Source organism: Agrobacterium pusense, from assembly GCF_013285525.1.
GTDB classification, from domain to species: Bacteria; Pseudomonadota; Alphaproteobacteria; order Rhizobiales; family Rhizobiaceae; genus Agrobacterium; species Agrobacterium pusense.
The window spans coordinates 924,148-944,307 of record NZ_CP053856.1; the positions used below are offsets into that span (position 1 = coordinate 924,148).

The window sequence follows — 20,160 nt, forward strand, 5'->3', positions numbered from 1 at the left end:
CAAGTTTAATGAAGTTTAAGGGCGGCGCTGCCTCGCTATCACTAATTTGTGTAAAATCTAAAATAAATAGTTCGGGAGATCGATGCGCCGATATGTCGGCCGAAGGGCTTAACGGGTTCGGTTATTTCCGCGAGCCAAACGTATAGCCGGTCTCGACGCTGCCCTTGCCGAACTTGTCGCGCAGCTTGTCCATTGCCGCTTCCGCCGCGGCCCGGCGCCCCGCCTGTCTGTCGACGAGATCGGGAGGATCGGCAAGGCCGGCATCGCGTAGATCGCTGACACCGATGCCGAGGAGGCGAAATCTCGTGCCGTCGGTTTCCTTTTCGAGCAATGAGAGGCCGGTGCGGAAAATTCGGTCGGCTAGCTGCGTGGGGTCGTCCAGCTTGCGATTGCGGGTGCGAATCCTGAAGTCGGCCGTCTTCATTTTCAAGACAACCGTATGGCCGGCAATGCCATTTTTCTTGAGCCTCCAAGCGACTTTTTCCGAGAGCGACCGCAGGATCGGCACAAGGTCCTCATGGCGGGAAATATCGTTGAAGAAGGTGGTTTCGGAGGAGACGCTTTTGGCAGGGTCGTTATTGTGCACATGCCGCTCGTCAATGCCGCGCGACAGCCGGAAGAGCCGTTCGCCCATCACGCCATAACGGCGCATCAGCTCGCTTTCCTGCATCTCCTGCAGCTGTGCGATCATGCGGATGCCGTCGGCCTCCAGCGTCGCCGCGAAGGCCTTGCCCACGCCCCAGATGGTCGTGACCGGCCGCGCCGCAAGAAACGACAGCGCTTCCGCTTCGCCAATCACGGAAAAGCCGCGGGGCTTTTGCAGGTCGGACGCGACCTTGGCGAGAAATTTACAGTAGGAAAGCCCGGCTGAAACCGTCACCCCCACTTCCTTTTCCACGCGCCGGACAAATTTCGCCAGCACGCGCGCCGGTGGATCGTGATGCAACTTCTCGGTGCCTGAAAGATCGAGAAACGCCTCGTCTATGGAAAGCGGCTGCACCAGCGGCGTCAACTCCTGCATCATCGCCCTGATTTCGCGCCCGACACGACTGTATTTCTCCATGTCAGGTTTGATGACCACGGCGTCGGGACAGGCTTCAAGCGCCTTGAACATGGGCATGGCGGAGCGCACGCCCTGAATACGGGCAATATAACAGGCCGTGGAAACCACCCCGCGCTTGCCGCCGCCAATGATGACAGGTTTATCGGCCAGTTCCGGATTATCCCGCTTTTCAACGGAGGCATAAAAGGCATCGCAATCGATATGGGCGATGCTCAGACCGTAGAGTTCGGCGTGATAGACAAGCCGCGGGCTCCCGCAGGCACGGCAACGTCTCAGCCCCTCTGGCTGGCCGACCAGACAGTCGCGGCAAAAACCGGGATCATAAGGATGCGACGTGGACATGGGCCGAAAACAAAACCAGAACGTCGCCGACCATACTCCGGTTGTAACAACGGCTCAAGGGCTCTTCCCTTAATACACACCCGAATCCAGCCCGGGTCCGGAAAAGTGGTGCCAGGCCGCAGCCACCGTTTCGGGCGACGTGTCAGTTGCGGCGCAGAACGCCATGAGATCGGGTTCGTGGCTCATCAGGAAATCGGTGAGTCCCGCCAGAAAACCTGGATCGTTGACGGCCTGGCGCAGCATATTGGCCTGTAATCCGCTCAACGCCAGAAAGCGTCCCAGCATTTCCGGCTCGTTTGCCAGCCAGCCAAGTATGGCGGCCGCCGTTTCTTGCGGATCCTGGCTGGGATTGCCTTTGTTTTTTGTATCGCGCAGCATTTCTCACCTGAAGTTACCTATTTTGAAACCAAATCCCTCTAGCCTTGCGCAACAAATGGACGATGGAATCGGTTCTCAGCCAACTTATATGTCTGGGTGAAGGTTTCAAAGCGAAACGGGGACTGCTCACCATGCCCAAGCAGGTCATGATAGTCGAAGACAACGAGCTGAACATGAAGCTCTTTCGCGACCTGATCGAGGCGTCTGGTTATACGACGATCCAGACACGCAACGGCATGGAAGCGCTCGATCTCGCCCGCAAGCACCGGCCGGATCTGATCCTCATGGATATCCAGCTGCCGGAGGTTTCGGGGCTGGAGGTGACGAAGTGGCTGAAGGAAGATGACGAGTTGCATGTCATTCCGGTCATCGCGGTCACCGCTTTCGCCATGAAGGGAGACGAGGAGCGCATTCGCCAGGGGGGATGCGAGGCCTATGTGTCGAAGCCGATTTCCGTCCCGAAGTTCATTGAAGTCATCAAGACTTATCTGGGCGATGCGTGAGGCGACTGGGGAACGGTTATGACGGCGAGAGTTCTGGTTGTTGACGATATTCCGGCCAATGTGAAGCTTCTCGAGGCCCGGCTGGTGGCGGAGTATTTCGATGTCGTTACCGCCGAGGATGGCTTCAAGGCGCTTGCCATCTGCGATAAAGAGCAGGTCGATATCATCCTCCTCGATATCATGATGCCGGGCATGGATGGTTTCGAAGTCTGCGAAAGGCTGAAAGCCAATCCGGATACGGCGCATATCCCCGTTGTGATGGTCACGGCGCTGGATCAGCCCTCGGATCGCGTGCGGGGTCTGAAGGCTGGAGCCGATGATTTCCTGACCAAGCCGGTCAATGACCTGCAGTTGATCGCCCGCGTCAAAAGCCTGGTGCGCCTGAAGGCCGTTAGCGACGAATTGCGCGTGCGCGCTGAAGCGGCCCGTCAGATTGGCATCGAAGAGATGCTGCGCAGCGATGGGCTGATGCAGACGCCGGGCCGGATTCTGGTTGCGGATGGCCGCGCCAGCTCGCAGGAGCGCATCGTTCGGGCGCTGAAGCCGGTGGCAGAGGTGGATGCCGTCACGGAGCCGCAGGCGGCCCTGCTCAAGGCGACAGGCAATCCCTTCGAGCTTGTCATCGTCAATTCGAATTTCGAAGATTACGATCCGCTGAGACTGTGCTCGCAGCTTCGCTCGCTGGAGCGGACCCGTTTCCTTCCGTTGCTCCTCGTGGCGGAGCAGGGGGCCGACGACATGGTGGCGCGCGCGCTGGATCTCGGCGTCAACGATTACATCCTTCGTCCGATCGATCCCAACGAACTCGTTGCGCGATCGCTGACGCAGATCAGGCGCAAACGCTACAATGAACATCTGCGGCTCAATCTCCAGCACACCATGGAGCTCGCCATTGTTGACGGCCTGACCGGCCTCAACAATCGTCGTTATCTCGACAATCATCTCAAGATACTCTTCGACCGCGCCGCTGTCCGCGGCCGCCCGATCTCCATCTGCATGACCGATATAGACCGCTTCAAGCTGGTCAATGATACCTATGGTCATGATGTGGGTGACGAAGTCCTGCGGGAATTTGCGGCACGCATCCGCAGCACGGTCCGCGGCGCCGATCTCGCCTGCCGCTACGGCGGCGAGGAATTTGTCGTCGTCATGCCGGACACGCCGATAGAGCTTGCTGCGAGCGTTGCCGAACGCCTGCGGACGATCGTGGAAGACAAGCCTTTCTACGTCCGTTCCATCGATCGTGAACTGAGCATCACGGCATCGCTCGGCATAGCATCCGGCAGCGGCGCCTTTGGAACGCCGGACGAACTGCTGAGGCAGGCTGACAGGGCGCTTTACGAGGCTAAACACGCCGGCCGAAACCGCGTCGTATCGGCGGCCGCCTGAACGGCTTTACGAAGTAGCGGTGCGGGAGAATTGCACCGCCGTCCAAAATAATTTCGGACGTCTCAAGAAAACGGCAGAGGAAAGTCCGGTCTTTAGAAGCCAAGTCCCTGACTTCGCCTGTATTTTAACTTCATGCAATGAAAAGGCGAAATCGCGCGAGGCAACTAGATTTCAAGTTGAAAAATATATTGAATTCAATCTCGTGAAAAACTATAGTGTGCCAGCGTTGTATATTTAACCATGTTTTTCAGGTGACTTGTCGCTGGCTTAAGAATTTGTTGATTTTTATTTTACTTCTGCGCACACTCCTTATTGAGAGTAACAGTTCTTCCGGCGGTTCTTCCGTCTTTTGATGATGGAATGAGAGCGGCGTGTGCCGCTGCGGTTTCGCTTGTCAGGGGCTGGTTTTGCGTAGTTTGAATGCCCCATGATGCTCAGGTCCGCCGCATCTCCTGAATCGTGGGGTCGGTCGGCTGACGATGTTCGATTCGGTTCCTCGTGCCGTAACGCATCGTTGGCCGGCCGCCTTATTCCCTGCTTGATGCGTTGGAGCATCGCTCGCTTTGAAAAGATCGGCGGCATTCCCAACGCCGTGAAGTCGACACGCCGTCGCTTTCTCTTACAATCACGTTCCGCATCGTCGGGGTAGCCGTCGCGTTTTCCGTTGCCCCGCCGGGCAATCGGACGGCCTGTGGCCGCTGACGGGGGGCAGGGGTATCAAACCTGCAACATATGTTGTCGCCGGCGCGGCGGAGAAAATCAGGTGGGGCAGCCGGCCAGGCGTGAAGCCGTGTCGACAGGGCGTTCTGCTGAGCGAATGGCCTGTATCCGCATAAACAAAAAACGCGCCCGTGGGGGCGCGCTTTTGCCGGAACACCGATCAAGAAATTACTTGATCTTGGTTTCCTTGAATTCGACGTGCTTGCGTACAACCGGGTCGTACTTCGTCTTCGTCATCTTGTCCGTGAACGTACGGCTGTTCTTGGTGGTGACGTAGAAGGTACCGGTGTCGGCTGTCGACAGCAGCTTGATCTTGATTGTTGTAGCTTTCGCCATGGTCGTCCTGCCTTTAAACAAAAGAGAAGCCGCAGGCGCTTCTCACCTCGGCTAAATCTGGCGCGAAACTACGTATCGCGCCTGAAAAGTCAAGCCTGTTTTGCCCGGAAAACAAAACGGACGGCATAAAGGACCACGTAGAGCCCGAAAAATACCGCCAGCGACCAGGCGAAGCCGTCGGTTCCGGCGACGTCCATGGAAATGCCCACGGCCTGCGGCCCCGCGATCGTACCAATGGCGTAACAGAAGATGAAGGCGGCATTTGCGGCCACCAGGTCGGCACCCTTCAGACGCGACCCGAGATGCGTGAGGCCGACCGTATACATGCCGGAAACGAGGCCGCCCCAGAACAGCAGTAGTGCCGCCACCAGGATCCAGCTTTCCACCAGGAACGGCAGGGCCAGCGTGCCGCAGACGCCGGCAAGGGCCATCAGGCCCAGCATCGTCCGCCGGTCCTTCATCCTGTCCGAAAGCAGACCGATCGGTATCTGGAACACCATGTTGCCAATGCCCATCACGGTAAGGAGAAGGGCCGCCTGCGATTCGTTGAAGCCTTCCCTGGTGGCATAGATCGGAAACAGCGAAAGGCCGCCTGCCTGTACCGAGCCGAAGACGAAAGCGGCGGCTGATGCCATCGGCACAAGCCAGACATAACGGACGAAATGGTGGTTGGGCCGCTCGTCCAGTTCCGGGCTCTCACCACGCGCCATGAAGATGGGAATTGCCGCGAGCAATATGATTGCCGCCCCGACGAGGAAAGGCAGGATGCCTTCGCTGCCAACCGCCGAAAACAGAAGCGGACCAACGGCAAAACCGACCGCGAGGCCGGTGGCGTAGATGCCGAGAACCATACCGCGCTTCTTCGGCGGCGCCGTCATGTTGATCCAGTATTCGGAGAGGATGAAGAGCGTGGTGGTTGCGCCATGGAAGACGATTCGCAGCGGAAACCACATCCAGAAAGCATCGGCGAAATAAAAGCCGAGCGCGCTCAGCGCGGAGATGAAAACCGCAAACAACATGGTGCGGGCCACGCCAAAATCATGGGCGATCTTGGTGGTCACCGGGGCCGCCATCATGGCCGCGACGCCGGCCATGGCCGAGTTCACCCCGATCATGGTGGAGGAGATGCCGCGTTTCTCAAGGATGATCGACAGGAGCGGCAGGCCAAGGCCGATGGCGACGCCGACCGCACTGATGGCGGAAATGGCGGCGATCAGTGAGGGCCAGTGAATGGCATCCGCTTCTTCGCATTTCATTTGTGACATGACGGCCTTTATACAAAGTCTCGAATGAACCGGCCGTGGCGCGTGACATAAAGCCGCGCGGGGCTTTCATAGGGCAGTGAGGGATCACCTATCATGAAATTTGTGACATCTTCGAGAACCGTACGCGTGATTTTCGGCATGTTCAGACCGGAAAGGTCTGTCATGTCAAGCCATTGCACGTTGTGAAGCTCTTCGGAATCCCGGGTTAGCCGGATATCCAGCCGCAATTCGTCGGCGTAACAGCAAAAGAATCGCGTGTCGTAACGCCTGACATTGCCGGGCGGTGTGATGGCGCGCGCCACATAGCGAAAACAGGAGAGGTCCGGACCTTCAGTGGCCGGCCCAAGCTCGACCCCGGTTTCCTCCACAAGTTCGCGCGCGGCGGCAAGCGCCAGCGCCCTTGCCCCGGCGACGCTCAGGCGCCGCGAAGCCGACGCCGTCAGGCTGTCAAGGACAGCGGGATGCAGATCGCCGGAAAAGGGCAGCGCATGGTCGCGCGGGTCGCGTTTGCCGCCTGGAAAGACATAAGTGCCGGGCATGAAGACGTGGGCGCTGCTGCGCTGACCCATCAGCACCCGTGTCGTCGGGCCGGATCGGTCGAACAGAATGAGGGAGGCGGCATCGCGCGGCCGCAATGGGGCGCTTGCCGCTTCCGCCTTGGTGGAATGCCGGGACATGTACAAGACCCGCGCGCGTCAGTGCGAGGAGCCGTCTATCTGTATCTGCGGTTTTTTCCCGTCGAAGCCATGCATGCGCAGCGCCCATTGCAGACCGATGACGCCGCCCTTGATGGGCTGCAGCGTCAGAAGCGCGGCCAGAATTGTGATTGGTACCCAGATGGCGAAATGAGCCCACATGGGAATGTTTAGAACCATGTCCGTCATCATGAAGCCGCCGACCGCGATGTGGCCGATGATGACGATGGAGATGTAGGGTGGCAGGTCGTCCGATCGATGATGGTGCATTTCCTCGCCGCAGGCCGCGCAGGCGTCCACCGGCTTCAGCCAGGCGCGGAAGAGGCGGCCGCTGCCACAGGCCGGGCAGCGATTGGCCATGCCGCGCATGATGGACCGGCCAAGCGGCCGCTCGGCGCTGTCGTCTCCGAAGGTAACTGTCTCCGAGCCCTGATGTGCACTCATCCTTAAGTCCTTCCCGTCCGTTCAACCGCTGAGGCGGCTTTGTTATCGTCGCCTTCTCGGCGGCCGTGTTCCGGGCTTGGCGGCAGCCCGTACTGTCCGCCGTCCGGCCTTGTGGAACGAGCGCACGCCCACCGGCATCTTCCGCCCGGGACTCAGCATATCGAATCTGAGCGCACCCGCCAGCGGCACCGCTTCCGCGAGCCTTACCTGCACCGTGTCGCCAAGCTGATAACCAAGACCGGTCTTTTCCCCCGTGAGAGCCTGATGGGCTTCGTCATACAGGAAATAATCCGTTCCGAGTGTAGATATAGGAACGAAACCATCAGCGCCAAACTGCGGAAGCGCGACAAATAGTCCCGCCTTGGTGACACCGCCGACCCGGCCCTCGAATTCCTCGCCGACCCGCTCGGAAAGATGATGGGCGATCAGGCGGTTGACGGTGTCGCGCTCGGCCGCCATGGCGCGGCGCTCGAAGGTCGAGATTTCAGCGGCGATGTCGTCGAGTGTCGCTTCTTCCTGTGGCGTGATGCCGCCTTCGCCTAGCCCCAGAGAACCCACCAGCGCGCGATGCACGATGAGGTCGGCATACCGGCGGATCGGCGAGGTGAAATGGGCATATTTCATGAGGTTCAGGCCGAAATGGCCGATATTTTCGGGGCTGTAAATAGCCTGGCTCTGGCTGCGCAGCACCATCTCGTTGACCATGATCTGGTGCGGCGTGTCGAGAGCGCGTGCCAGAATGCCGTTGAAGGAATTGGCGCGCATGGCCGCACCCTTGGCCATGGTAATGCCGATCGTGCCGAGAAATTCGCGCAGCACCTCCTGCTTGGAAAGCGTGGGCGCATCGTGGACACGGTAAACCAGCGGCTGTTTCTTTTTTTCCAGCGTCTCGGCGGCGGCGACATTTGCCTGGATCATCATTTCTTCGATCAGCTTATGCGCATCGAGACGTTCGGGAATGACCACCGAGTCGACCGTGCCGTCAGGGCGAAGCTTGATCTTCCGCTCGGGCATGTCGAGTTCCAGCGGCTGGCGCCGGTCGCGGCCTCGCTTCATCACCTCATAGGCGTGCCACAGGGGCTTGAGGATCGGCTCCAGCAGCGGTCCGGTCTTGTCGTCGGGCTTGCCGTCGATCGCAGCCTGTGCCTGCTGGTAGGAGAGCTTGGCGGCGCTCTTCATCATGATCCGATGGAAGGTATGGCCGGCCTTGCGGCCTTCCTTCGAGAAGGTCATCCGCACCGCAAGGGCAGGGCGGTCGACCCCTTCCTTCAGCGAGCAGAGATCGTTGGAAATACGCTCCGGCAGCATCGGTACGACGCGATCCGGGAAATAAACGGAGTTGCCGCGTTTCAGCGCCTCGCGGTCCAGCGGCGAACCCGACCGAACATACCAGGAGACATCGGCAATGGCGACGGTGACGATGACACCATCGGGATTGTCGGGCGATGTGTCCGGTTCGGCATAGACCGCATCGTCGTGATCCTTGGCGTCGGCCGGATCGATCGTGATGAGCGGCAGGTCGCGCCAGTCCTCGCGGTGGGACATCGTCGCTGCCTTGGCCGCATCCGCTTCGGCAAGAACATTCTGCGGGAATATATGCGGGATGCCGTGGGCGTGGATTGCGATCATGGAGATCGCCTTTTCCGAGGCGACGGAGCCGATGACCGAGAGAACCTTGGCACGCGTCAGGCCGTAACGACCGCTGTTGCGCGAGGTTTCGACCTCGATCAGATCGCCATCCTTGGCATCGCCGACGCCATCAGGATCGATGACCATTTCCTCGCCGCGGCGATCGATTGGCATCAGCCGTCCGCCGCCGCCGGGCGTCTCCTTGAACACGCCGAGCAGTGCATTCTGGCGGCGGTCGATCAGCTTGACGACGCGGGCAGTGTAGGCGGGACCGGTGCTTTCCTTCGAGGGGAAGATTTTCGCGAGAATACGGTCGCCGAGACCGGCGGCCGGGGCCTTCTTGCCACGGTCCTGCGAGGACTGGCGGATCAGCACGGCCGGCGCTGCGCCCAAATCCTCAGGCCATTCCGCCGGGCGGCCGATCAGCTCGCCGTCCTTGTCGCGGGTCGTGATGTCGAGAACCGTCACGGGCGGCAGGCCGCCCGGTCGCGTAAGCGACTTGCGGCTCTTGTGCACCATGCCGTCGACTTCAAGTTCCTTCAGCAGCGCCTTGAGGACAACGCGGTTCTCACCCTTCAGCCCGAAAGCCTTGGCAATTTCGCGTTTGGAAGCCTGTTGCGGATGATCTGCGATGAATTTCAGCAGCACTTCGCGCGAAGGCACCTCGCCGTGGATGATGCCTTCACCTTCGCTCACCCGCTTGCCGCGCCCGGTGCGTCCGAAACCGTCGCTGGCGGAACCCTGTCTCTGACGCGGCGCTTTGCTCACTCTGCTGCCTTCTTGGGTTTGGCCGCTGCCTTCGGCTTGGCGGCCGTCTTGCTCTTTGTCGCTGCCTTGGCCTTGGTCGCCTTCGGCTTTGCAGCGGCGTCACCATCGGCCTTCTTGGCGGTTGTTTTCTTGGCCTTGGCGGGCTTGCCGCCGGTGCCGGTCTTGGCAATGCGCTCGGCGATCAACACGAGCGCCTCGTCCAGCGTCACGGATGCCGGATCCTGCCCCTTGGGAATGGTGGCGTTGACCTTGCCCCAGTTCACATAGGCGCCGTAGCGCCCGTCACGAACGGTGATCGGGCCGCCATCAGGGTGGTCGCCCAACTCCTTGAGAGCAGCGGGCGTGCCGCTGCGGCCGCGTCCCGGACCCTTGCTCTGCTTTTCGGCAATCACGGTCACGGCGCGGTTGAGGCCGATCGAGAACACGTCCTCGATACTCTCCAGGTTCGCATAGGAACCATCATGCAGCAGGAAAGGTCCGTAACGGCCGAGACCAGCCGAGATCATCTTGCCGGTTTCCGGATGCTTGCCTATATCGCGCGGCAGGTTGATGAGCGCCAACGCCTTTTCGTGATCGATATCCTCAGGCTTCCAGCCCTTCGGCAGCGAGGAGCGCTTGGCTTCCTTGCCGTCACCGCGCTGGATATAGGGCCCGAAACGGCCGGAGCGAAGCGTCAGCTCCTCGCCGGTCATGGGATCAGCGCCCAGCGCCTTCGGCTCGTTGAGAGCAGCGGCTTCGGCTTCCGCGCCATCGGAGGTCAGCTGGCGGGTATAGTTGCACTCAGGGTAGTTCGAGCAACCCACAAAGGCACCGTATTTGCCGAGCTTCAGCGACAGATTGCCGGTGCCGCAAACCTGACAGATGCGCGGATCGGAACCATCCTCGCGCTTCGGGAACACCAGCGGCGCCAGAACCTCGTTCAGCGCATCCAGCACGTTGGTGACGCGCAGTTCCTTGGTATCTTCGATCTGCGCGAAGAAATCCTTCCAGAAATCGCGAAGAACCTGCTTCCAGTCCAGTTCGCCGGCGGAAATGCGGTCGAGCTTTTCTTCAAGGGCGGCGGTGAAATCATACTCGACGTATTTGGTGAAGAAGCTTTCGAGGAAAGCCGTCACCAGCCGGCCACGCGAATGCGGCACCAGCTTGCGCTTGTCGATGACGATATATTCGCGGTCGCTCAGCGTCTTCAGCGTCGCCGCATAGGTGGAAGGACGGCCGATGCCGAGTTCTTCCATCTTCTTGATCAGCGACGCTTCCGAATAACGCGGCGGCGGCTCGGTGAAGTGCTGGCTGGCATTGATCTTCTGCTTGGCGAGGTTCTCGCGCTCATTGATCGGCGGCAGACGGCCTTCGTCGTCACCATCGTCGCTCTGCTCGCCATCTTCCTTCTGGTCGGTATAAGCGGCGATAAAGCCGTCGAAGCGGATGACGGAGCCAACGGCGCGCAGGCCAGCCTTCTCGCCGCCGTTGCTGGCGAGAATTTCAACCGTTGTGCGTTCGATTTCGGCTGACGCCATCTGGCTCGCAATACCGCGTTTCCAGATCAGCTCGTAAAGGCGCAGCTGGTCGGCATCGAGGTAACGCTTCACCTGATCCGGTGTGCGGTTGAAATCGGTCGGGCGGATCGCCTCGTGCGCTTCCTGCGCATTTTTGGCCTTGGTAGAGTAGAAACGCGCTTTTTCCGGCACGTAACGGCCACCGAACTGCTCGCCAATAGCCTTACGCGCAGCATCGATCGCTTCCGGGGCCATCTGCACGCCGTCGGTACGCATATAGGTGATCAGACCGACGGTCTCGCCGCCGATATCGATGCCTTCGTAAAGCTTCTGCGCCACCTGCATGGTGCGCGAGGCGCCGAAGCCCATCCGCGAAGAGGCCGCCTGCTGCAGCGTCGAGGTCGTAAAGGGAGGGCTGGGATTGCGTTTGACGGGTTTCGCCTCAACGCTATCCACCACATAAGTCGCGCCTTCGAGCAGCGCTTTCAGCCGGTTCGCATCGTCGCCGGTCTTGATGGCGCGGTTCTGCAATCGCTTGCCATCGGCCGAAACCAGCCTGGCCTCGAACTCGTCACCGCGCGGTGTCTTCAAAAGTGCGCTGATGTTCCAGTATTCTTCGGAAACGAAACGCTCGATTTCGGATTCGCGATCGCAGACGAGACGCAGCGCCACGGACTGCACCCGGCCGGCCGAACGCGCACCCGGCAGCTTGCGCCACAGAACCGGAGAGAGGTTGAAGCCGACGAGATAGTCGAGCGCTCGGCGGGCGAGATAGGCGTCCACCAGCGGCACATCGATGTCGCGCGGGTTAGCCATCGCGTCCAGCACCGCTTTCTTGGTGATGGCGTTGAAGACGACGCGCTTCACCGGCTTGTCGCCGAGAACCCGCTTCTTCTTCAAAAGATCGAGAACGTGCCAGGAAATGGCTTCCCCTTCGCGATCCGGGTCGGTTGCCAGAAAGAGGCCGTCGGAGGATTTTACCGCATCGGCAATATCCTTCATGCGCTTGGCGGAGGCGCTGTCAACTTCCCAGGACATTTCGAAATCCTGGTCAGGCAACACCGATCCGTCCTTGGCAGGAAGGTCCCTGACGTGGCCAAAGGATGCAAGAACCTTATAGCCCGAGCCAAGATACTTGTTGATCGTCTTGGCTTTGGCAGGAGATTCTACGACGACGACATTCATATTGTTCTTCTCTGGAACTGGTCCGTTAACGTGGCCCCGGTTGCAGCCTATTGCCGCAATTGGCCTTCTTTATAATTCGACATGGACAGGTAATGCCCGCTGGTCAAGAGGCAAGCCCGATTTTCTCGCTTTGAGACGACTGCAACCTATGGATAATCTATCGTTGTATTGCAATCTTTGGTAAATTGGTTATGATGGGCAACATCATTTGAATCTACTTGACGCTCTTCGTTTCAGTCCGGCATTCCCAGGATAAATATATGGTCCCGAACGCAACAAACAATAATGCCGATAATGAGGGGACCCGGGAGAACTTGGCTTACATCCGCCAGATGCTGGCGGAGCTGCGGCAGGTGGCCCACCGGGAAGGTGCCGATATGCTGTGCTATCTCATCGAGATGGCCTATGTCGAAGTCGGCGATATCCAGAGCGGAAGGCGCAAACTCTCAATCCGCGATGAAGAGCGACACGCGCCCCCCGGCATGCCGGTTTAGACGCCCGGCAATATCGAGCTCCAGCAGCACCAGATGAACGGTGGCGGCGGAGAAACCCGTGTGTCTGATGATGTCGTCGATCTCCACAGGCGAGGGACCGAGAGCAGCGGCGATGATGCTGCGCTCGTCGTCTCCCGGTGGTGACATTTCCGCGTCCTGCTGCGGTTCCTCGATCTTCCGGTCATTGGGCAATTGCGGCTCCATCAATGGTCGCAGTGCATCAAGAATATCGGCCGCTCCCGTAGTCAGCATGGCACCTTCCTTGATCAGCCGGTTCGTGCCTTCGCAGCGCAAGTCGAGCGGCGAGCCGGGCACGGCGAACACCAGTCGTCCCGCTTCACCGGCAAGCCGCGCTGTGATCAGCGAGCCCGAACGCTCCGCCGCCTCGACGATGACGACGCCGAGTGACACGCCCGCGATCAACCGGTTGCGCCGCGGGAAATCCCGGGCGCGCGGCTCCCAGCCGAAAGGCATTTCGCTGATCGTCGCGCCGCCCTGATCGTATATCTCCTGCAAAAGTCCGAAATTTTCCTGCGGGTAGGGCCGGTCGAGACCGCCTGCCAGCATTGCCACGGTGCCCGTTGAAAGGCTCGCCCTGTGGGCCGCCGCATCGATGCCGCGCGCCAGCCCCGAGGCGATCGTATAACCGGCGCGGCCACAGTCGCGCGCAAGCATGGCGGCGAATTTTGCGCCGTTGATCGAAGCGTTGCGCGAACCGACGATGCCGACGCAGGCTCTCGTCGCCGCATCCGCCGATCCTTTCATGGCGATCAGCGGCGGCGCGCCATCCACATGCCGCAGAGCCGGCGGATAATCCGGTTCGCCGATGCCGACGAAACGCGCGCCGAAATTCTCGGCCGCCTCAAGCTCCCGTTCCGCCTCTGCCTGTGTGGTGATGCGCGGACTGCGCGACGAACCGCCACGGCGCGACAGTTCGGGCAGCGCATTCAGCGCTTTTTCAGCGCTGCCGAAATGATTGATAAGTTCGCGAAAGGTGACGGGACCGATATTATCGCTGCGGATCAACCGTAGCCACGCCACCCGCTGCCGCGCGGAAAGCTCTATGCCCTGCCGTGTCGTTTCCTCATGCGGCATGGCATATCCCCGAGACGGCCTCAGCCCTTTTGACCGATCCTGCTTTCGGTGCCCGCCAGCAGCCGGGCAATGTTCTCGCGATGTTTCCACCAGGAAATCACGCTGAGCAGCGTCACGAGCAGCGCTGTTTTTTCTGGTCCGAGGACCCAGAGGGCAACGGGGATGACCAGCATTGCCACGAGCGCAGAGAGCGACGAATAGCGGGTGATGAAGGCGGTCGCGAGCCAGATCAGCGCGAAGGCCAGCATCATCAGCGGAGCGGCGCCCAGCAGCACCCCGATGTAGGTTGCCACGCCCTTGCCGCCCTTGAAGCCCAGCCAGACTGGAAAGAGATGGCCTAGAAAGGCGAAGAAACCGGCTACGAGGGAGGCCTCATAACCCCAGAGCGCATTGGCGACCAGAACTGCCGCCGTGCCCTTGAGTGCGTCCAGCAACAGGGTCGCGGCGGCGAGCTTCTTGTTGCCGGTGCGCAGCACGTTGGTCGCGCCGATATTGCCGGAGCCGATCTTGCGCACGTCGCCCAGCCCGGCCATGCGGGTCAGGAGGAGGCCGAAGGGAATGGAGCCCAACAGATAGCCGATCAGCGCCGAAAGCGCGAGAAGGGCAGGCGCGGTCTGCCAGTCAGTCAAAGCACTCATTCAATGTCCCCTCTGTCCCGCCTGCCGCGTGATCTGTTGATGATCTTATGCCAAGGAATGAACGGCTTTGCCAGCCACATAAGTGGCGATGGCGCGACCGCTGAACCGGGCATCCTCGAACGGCGTGTTCTTGGATTTCGAGACCAGCTGTTCCTTGGCCACGAGCCACGGTTCGTCGAGGTCGATCAGGGTGATATCGGCCTTGGCACCCGCTTTCAGCGTTCCTGCATCGAGACCGAAAATCTTGGCCGGGCGGGTGGAGAGCGCATCTATAAGCCGCATCAGCGGAACTTCACCACTGTGGTGGAGGCGCAGCGCCGCCGCCAGCATGGTTTCGAGCCCGACCGCACCGCTCGCAGCATCCGAAAACGGCAGGCGCTTGGTATCGACATCCTGCGGGTCGTGCGAAGAGACGATGATATCGATCGTGCCGTCCTTCAGCGCTTCCACCATTGCCTTGCGGTCGTCTTCGGCGCGCAGCGGCGGGGAGAGCTTGAAGAAAGTGCGATATTCGCCGATATCGTTTTCATTGAGCGTCAGGTGATTGATCGAGATGCCGCAGGTGGCCTTCACGCCCCGCTGCCGCGCAGCCCGGATCGCCTCTGCCGATTCCGGCACGGAAATCTTGGCGGCGTGGTAGATCGCCTGCGTCAGGCCGGCAATGCGCAGGTCACGCTCCAGCGGAATGATCTCGGCTTCCTTGGGAACGCCTGACAGGCCGAGCCAGCTCGCGAAAAGCCCCTCGTTCATATCGCCGCCGCCGATATATTTGTCGCGGGTTTCGAGCGCGATGACAGCGCCGAGTTCACGGGCATAGGTCATGGCGCGGCGCAGCACCAGCGTATCGGACAGCGCCTTGCGGCCGTTGGTGAAGGCCACCGCACCGGCTTCCTTCAGCATGCCGAATTCGGTCATTTCCTCGCCCCGCAGGCCCTTGGTCAGGGCGGCTGCCGGATGCACATTGACGATTGCCTTGTCACGCGCCGTCTTTTTCACATATTCGACAAGGGCGATGTCATCGATCACGGGATCCGTATCAGGCATCATGATGATGCTGGTGACGCCGCCGGCCGCTGCCGCACGCGATGCGGATTCGATGGTTTCGCGGTGTTCGGCGCCGGGTTCACCAACGAAGACGCGGGCATCCACCAGACCCGGAACGGCCACGACACCCTTGCAGTCGCGCACCGTCGCACCGTCGGGCGCACCCTGATTGTGAGCGTCTTTTCCTGAAGCAAGAATGGTACCATCGGCGCCGATGACGATGCTGCCGTTCTCGTCGAGATTACGGGAGGGATCGACGATGCGGAGGTTCTTGAGAACGGTAACGGCACTCATACGCGCTCACCCTGATTTTGCGAGACAAGCAGGGTTTCCATGACGGCCATGCGCACGGCGACCCCCATTTCAACCTGGCTTTCGATGACGCTCTGCGGGCCATCGGCCACTTCGGAGGCGATTTCCACGCCGCGGTTCATCGGGCCGGGATGCATGACAAGCGCATCTTCCTTGGCCGCCTTCAGCTTTTCGGCATCCAGACCGTAATAATGGAAATATTCACGCACCGAAGGCACGAAGGAGCCGGACATGCGCTCACGCTGGAGGCGCAGCATCATCACCACATCTGCATTCTTCAACCCTTCCTTCATGTCGTGAAAGACTTCCACGCTCATGTCGCGAATGCCCGAAGGAAGAAGCGTGGCCGGTGCGACGACACGAACCCGCGCGCCCATCTGGTTGAGAAGGATGATATTGGAGCGGGCAACGCGCGAGTGCAGTACGTCGCCGCAGATCGCTACGGTGATACCTGAAAGCTCACCTTTGGCGCGGCGGATGGTCAGCGCATCGAGCAGCGCCTGCGTCGGGTGCTCGTGCTGGCCGTCGCCGGCATTGACCACGGAGCAGGCGACCTTTTGGGCGAGAAGCGCTGCGGCACCGGCCGAGGAGTGGCGCACGACAAGCACATCCGGGCGCATGGCATTCAGCGTCATCGCCGTGTCAATCAGCGTTTCGCCCTTCTTCACCGAGGAGTTGCCGACCGACATGTTCATCACATCTGCGCCAAGCCTCTTTCCGGCAAGTTCGAAGGAGGATTGCGTCCGCGTCGAAGCTTCGAAGAAGAGATTGATCTGTGTCAGGCCCCGAAGCGTCGAGGTCTTTTTCTCGCGCTGGCGGCTGATTTTCACCGCCTCATCAGCCTTGTCGAGAAGCAGGGTAATATCCTGATGGGAAAGCCCCTTGATGCCGAGGAGATGGCGATGGGGAAAAAAGACCATGGAAATTGTCCTCCGGGTCGCAATAGTCAACGGGTCTATAAAGACAGGTGGCGTTGCGGGCAAGCATGCGATAAGCCGGGTTTTGGCATATACACGCAATAAAGCACGAATCCCGATAGAAGGATGCGAATGACAGGCATGAACCGGACAGAAGAACAGCTCGCCGAACTGAACCAGCCCAGCCTCTGGTCCGGTATCAACGCCTATCGTTCCGATCCGCTGATCGTCGATCTGACCTCCGGCCTGTCACGCAATCTGAGGGACGAGTTCGATCAGATCGGCCGCTATGTCACCTCGCATGAGGCGCAGGAACTGGCGCGTATGGCGAACCAAGGCGTGCCGCAGCTGCACACACACGGCCCGCGGGGCGAGCGTCTGGACCAGGTGGAATTCCACCCGGCATGGCACGCGCTGATGCGCCGTTCCATGTCGTCGGGCCTGCATTCCAGCGTGTGGGAAAACTCGCCCGACACGCGCGGTAACGAGCACAAGGCCCGCGCGACGAAGTTCTACCTGACCTCGCAGCTGGAAGCCGGTCATCTCTGCCCGCTGACCATGACCAGCGCTTCCGTTGCCGCCATCATGGCGTCTCCGCGTGTGCAGAAGGAATGGGCGCCGAAGATCCTCTCGCGCAAATATGATTCCGCACAGAAGCCGGCCTTGCAGAAAACTGCCGTCACCATCGGCATGGGCATGACGGAAAAGCAGGGCGGCACTGATGTGCGCGCCAACCGCACCACGGCAGAGCGGGTGGGCGAGGGCATCTACCGTCTCTCAGGCCACAAGTGGTTCCTGTCTGCGCCGATGAGCGATGGTTTTGTCATGCTGGCCCAGATGGGTGACGGCATGGGCTGTTTCCTCGTGCCGCGTTATCTCGAGGACGGTTCGAAAAATGGTCTGCACTTCCAGCGTTTGAAGGACAAGCTGGGCAATCGATCCAATGCATCCGCCGAAGTCGAATTCACCGATGCCTTCGGTTATCTGCTTGGCGATCCCGGTAGCGGCATTCGCACGATTCTCGACATGGTGACGCTGACGCGGCTCGATTGCGCGCTGGCGTCGGCCGGCATGATGCGCGCCTCGCTCGCCGAAGCCGTGCACTACGCCCGCGGTCGCTCCGTTTTCGGCAAGATGCTGGTCACCCAGCCGATCATGACGCGCGTGCTCGCCGACATGGCGCTCGATGTAGCAGCCGCGACCGCGCTTTCCTTCCGGCTGGCGAGTGCTTTTGATGCCGCCCGCAACAATCCGGCCGAAGCCGCCTATGCGCGGGTGATGACGCCGATCGTCAAATACTGGTGCTGCAAGATTGCGCCGGCGCTTATCTACGAAGCCATGGAATGCCTTGGCGGCAATGGTTACGTGGAAGAGAGGCCGATTGCCCGCCACTATCGCGAAGCGCCCGTCAATGCCATCTGGGAAGGCTCCGGCAACGTCATGGCGCTGGATGTCCTGCGGGTTCTTCAGCGCGGCAAGGACCTGTTCGATCTTGTCTTCCAGACGCTGGAGCGTGATCTCGGACCTGCCGGGAAGAAGACAACGGACGTGCTGCGCGCCGCAATCGCACTTGCCGAACGTGATGAGGGGGCAGCTCGCCTTTTGGTGGAGCAGTTCGCGCTTGCGGCCGCTGCCGCCGAGCTTTGCCGCCTCGGCGCCGGCAAGATTGCCGATGCCTTCCTCGAAACCCGGCTTGCCGGTGGCTGGCGGCATACTTACGGCATGCTCGATTCCCGCTTCGATCCGACTTATATAATCGATCTTCTTTATCCGCCTGCAGCTTGAGCGATGGATGCGGATGAAGTTTTTACAGTTCCGGCGGGAGGGGTCTCGGATTTGAAGAACAGCAATGGCCTAGGACGTATTCTTGTCTGTCACGATAGCTTCGCACATCGAGGCGCGGCAATGGAGGATGGCGGCCGATGCTGACTTTTCGCTCCGCTCGTTCCGAGGATGAAGACGCGCTCTATGCCATAAGCCTCGCCACCGGCGATGCCGGCCAGGATGCCACGCCACTTTACAACGATGGCCGCATGGTGGGGCATATCTATTCCGTGCCCTATCTGCATCTGTGGCCGGATGCTGTATTCGTTGCCGAGGATGAGGAAGGCGTCTGCGGTTACATCGTCGGCGCGCTCGATACGGCCCTGCATGACGAGCGACTGGAGCGGGAATGGTGGCCGCATCTGCGCGCCATCTATGCCGATCCTGGGGGCGACCAGCAGACATGGGACGCCGACCAGCGCCGCGCCCATTTCATTCACCACCCACGCCGCACCCCGGCCTGGCTCACCGACCCGTTCCCCGCCCACATACACATGAACCTTTTGCCACGCACGCAGGGTAAGGGCGGCGGCACCCGGCTCCTGTCGCGCTGGCTGGATATGGCCCGACAGAACAACGTCTACGGCATCCACCTCGGCGCCAGCGAACGCAACCTGGCCGGAATGCGTTTCTGGGAAACCCGAGGTTTCAAGCGTCTGGACAGCCACGAAACCCCCGGCAGCGTGTGGTTTGGCATGGGGTTGGAGTGAGCGGCTCACGCTGGGAATGCGGGGCGATATTGTTGGCCCTGCCACGTCATCCACAGGAACCTTCCGTCCAATCTTCCCATCACATTGTCCTTGCCTTCATGCTTTGTTAACCCGTGTAGTCAGGCTTTCAGAAAACGGGTAGGGAATCATGCTGGCGACCGCAGAGGCGATTTCAGCCGACAGACCGGAAAAGCGCATCAAGGATCGCGCTCAGACCGAGAAGGCGATTTTTAATGCGGCGCGGTCGCTGCTTGCCGAAGAGGGATTTCAGGGCTTCGGGATCAATGCCGTTGCTCGCCGTGCCGGCTGCGACAAGCAGCTGATCTACCGTTATTTCGGCGGCCTCGATGGTCTGATTGAGGCGATCGGTGAGGATCTCGGGTCTTGGGTGAAGGATCGCATTCCGGAAGATACCGGCGGCATGTTCCTTTTGACCTATGGTGATCTGATGGAAAAGCTGGCGCTCTACTTCATGGATGCGCTGCGCAGCGACCCTCTTGTCTGCAAAATCATCGCCTGGGAAGTTTCCGACGGCTCGCCGCAGGTGCGCCAGCTGGCGGAAGCCCGTGCCAAGTCGCTTGGCAAATGGCTGGAGCGCATGCGCGGTTCGCTGGCGGCGCCGAAGGGTGTTGATACCGCCGCCGTCAATGCCGTGCTGTTCGCCGCCATCCAGCACCTTGTCATTTCCGCCGCCACCAGCGGGCAGTTTGCCGGTGTTGCGCTCAAATCGGATCGGGACTGGGACAAGATCGCCACTGCCGTCAAAAGGCTGGTGCGGGGCGTTTACGGCTGAACCGGTCTCAGACACGGGCCCAGGCAGCCGCGCTGGAAGCTGGGCATTAAAGAAAAATCAGCCATGTTCTTACCGGGCCGGCAACCGCTCGGCGCGTCCGTCCGTTCAGCCGGTCACGTT

18 protein-coding genes are annotated in these 20,160 nt (G+C 60.4%); 6 read left to right on the forward strand and 12 right to left on the reverse strand.

The features are described 5' to 3' along the window. Positions 1 to 121: 121 nt before the first annotated feature. Together HQN82_RS04510 and HQN82_RS04515 are read right to left on the reverse strand one after the other, a co-directional pair. Positions 122 to 1,405: a DNA polymerase IV gene (locus HQN82_RS04510; protein WP_173614586.1), complete on the reverse strand. Its 1,284-nt coding sequence runs from the start codon at positions 1,403 to 1,405 to the stop codon at positions 122 to 124. 69 nt (positions 1,406 to 1,474) lie between these two features. Further along, a complete protein-coding gene (locus HQN82_RS04515; protein ID WP_173614587.1) occupies positions 1,475 to 1,783 on the reverse strand; it encodes a DUF3572 domain-containing protein in 309 nt (102 codons plus the stop codon). A gap of 131 nt (positions 1,784 to 1,914) precedes the next feature. Here HQN82_RS04515 and HQN82_RS04520 point away from each other — a divergent pair, with 131 nt between their 5' ends. Beyond that, positions 1,915 to 2,286: a response regulator gene (locus HQN82_RS04520; RefSeq protein WP_003521498.1), complete on the forward strand. Its 372-nt coding sequence runs from the start codon at positions 1,915 to 1,917 to the stop codon at positions 2,284 to 2,286. An 18-nt stretch (positions 2,287 to 2,304) separates the two neighbouring features. Then, positions 2,305 to 3,675, forward strand: coding sequence for a PleD family two-component system response regulator (locus HQN82_RS04525; protein ID WP_004441356.1), 1,371 nt, complete (start codon positions 2,305 to 2,307; stop codon positions 3,673 to 3,675). Positions 3,676 to 4,563: 888 nt separating this feature from the next. Here the strand turns inward: HQN82_RS04525 and rpmG are convergent. The 6 genes from rpmG to topA all read right to left on the reverse strand — a co-directional run bounded on the left by rpmG (position 4,564) and on the right by topA (position 12,213). Further along, positions 4,564 to 4,731, reverse strand: coding sequence for a 50S ribosomal protein L33 (gene rpmG / locus HQN82_RS04530; protein WP_003496403.1), 168 nt, complete (start codon positions 4,729 to 4,731; stop codon positions 4,564 to 4,566). Between the two features lie 89 nt (positions 4,732 to 4,820). Continuing rightward, a complete protein-coding gene (locus HQN82_RS04535) occupies positions 4,821 to 5,987 on the reverse strand; it encodes an MFS transporter (RefSeq protein ID WP_006698003.1) in 1,167 nt (388 codons plus the stop codon). A gap of 17 nt (positions 5,988 to 6,004) precedes the next feature. Next, positions 6,005 to 6,673: an NUDIX hydrolase gene (locus tag HQN82_RS04540; protein ID WP_112765748.1), complete on the reverse strand. Its 669-nt coding sequence runs from the start codon at positions 6,671 to 6,673 to the stop codon at positions 6,005 to 6,007. 18 nt (positions 6,674 to 6,691) lie between these two features. Continuing rightward, on the reverse strand, positions 6,692 to 7,135 hold the full coding sequence (locus tag HQN82_RS04545) for a DUF983 domain-containing protein (protein WP_004441365.1): 444 nt from the start codon (positions 7,133 to 7,135) through the stop codon (positions 6,692 to 6,694). A gap of 42 nt (positions 7,136 to 7,177) precedes the next feature. Beyond that, positions 7,178 to 9,532 (reverse strand): ribonuclease R, encoded by a 2,355-nt coding sequence (rnr, locus tag HQN82_RS04550; RefSeq protein WP_034495749.1) that lies wholly within the window; start codon positions 9,530 to 9,532, stop codon positions 7,178 to 7,180. Next, positions 9,529 to 12,213: a type I DNA topoisomerase gene (gene topA / locus HQN82_RS04555; RefSeq protein WP_034495748.1), complete on the reverse strand. Its 2,685-nt coding sequence runs from the start codon at positions 12,211 to 12,213 to the stop codon at positions 9,529 to 9,531. The genes rnr and topA overlap by 4 nt, the downstream gene beginning before the upstream one ends. Before the next feature lie 260 nt (positions 12,214 to 12,473). On the opposite strand from topA, the gene HQN82_RS04560 reads away from it, so the two are divergent. Then, the gene (locus tag HQN82_RS04560) at positions 12,474 to 12,707 is read left to right on the forward strand and encodes a hypothetical protein (RefSeq protein WP_004441372.1); all 234 of its coding nucleotides are present in this window, start codon (positions 12,474 to 12,476) and stop codon (positions 12,705 to 12,707) included. Here the strand turns inward: HQN82_RS04560 and dprA are convergent. The 4 genes from dprA to HQN82_RS04580 are packed head-to-tail and all read right to left on the reverse strand — an operon-like array spanning position 12,660 to position 16,716. Beyond that, positions 12,660 to 13,802 carry a DNA-processing protein DprA gene (gene dprA / locus HQN82_RS04565; RefSeq protein WP_112765750.1) on the reverse strand — a complete coding sequence of 381 codons (1,143 nt, stop codon included), beginning with the start codon at positions 13,800 to 13,802 and terminating at the stop codon, positions 12,660 to 12,662. The genes HQN82_RS04560 and dprA overlap by 48 nt on opposite strands. A 20-nt stretch (positions 13,803 to 13,822) precedes the next feature. After that, positions 13,823 to 14,440, reverse strand: a complete 618-nt coding sequence (gene plsY / locus HQN82_RS04570) for a glycerol-3-phosphate 1-O-acyltransferase PlsY (protein ID WP_004441376.1) — start codon at positions 14,438 to 14,440, stop codon at positions 13,823 to 13,825. Positions 14,441 to 14,485: 45 nt separating this feature from the next. Further along, a complete protein-coding gene (locus tag HQN82_RS04575) occupies positions 14,486 to 15,778 on the reverse strand; it encodes a dihydroorotase (RefSeq protein WP_107339739.1) in 1,293 nt (430 codons plus the stop codon). Continuing rightward, a complete protein-coding gene (locus HQN82_RS04580; protein WP_003502441.1) occupies positions 15,775 to 16,716 on the reverse strand; it encodes an aspartate carbamoyltransferase catalytic subunit in 942 nt (313 codons plus the stop codon). Before HQN82_RS04580 ends, HQN82_RS04575 begins: the two co-directional genes overlap by 4 nt. Positions 16,717 to 16,845: 129 nt before the next feature. On the opposite strand from HQN82_RS04580, the gene HQN82_RS04585 reads away from it, so the two are divergent. From HQN82_RS04585 to HQN82_RS04595, 3 genes are all read left to right on the forward strand, one after another. Then, positions 16,846 to 18,498, forward strand: coding sequence for an acyl-CoA dehydrogenase family protein (locus HQN82_RS04585; RefSeq protein WP_004441382.1), 1,653 nt, complete (start codon positions 16,846 to 16,848; stop codon positions 18,496 to 18,498). 137 nt (positions 18,499 to 18,635) lie between these two features. Further along, complete coding sequence (locus HQN82_RS04590; RefSeq protein ID WP_173614588.1) at positions 18,636 to 19,247, forward strand: GNAT family N-acetyltransferase; 612 nt, start codon at positions 18,636 to 18,638, stop codon at positions 19,245 to 19,247. Positions 19,248 to 19,395: 148 nt separating this feature from the next. Next, positions 19,396 to 20,040 (forward strand): TetR/AcrR family transcriptional regulator, encoded by a 645-nt coding sequence (locus HQN82_RS04595; protein ID WP_004441386.1) that lies wholly within the window; start codon positions 19,396 to 19,398, stop codon positions 20,038 to 20,040. Positions 20,041 to 20,160 lie beyond the last annotated feature (120 nt).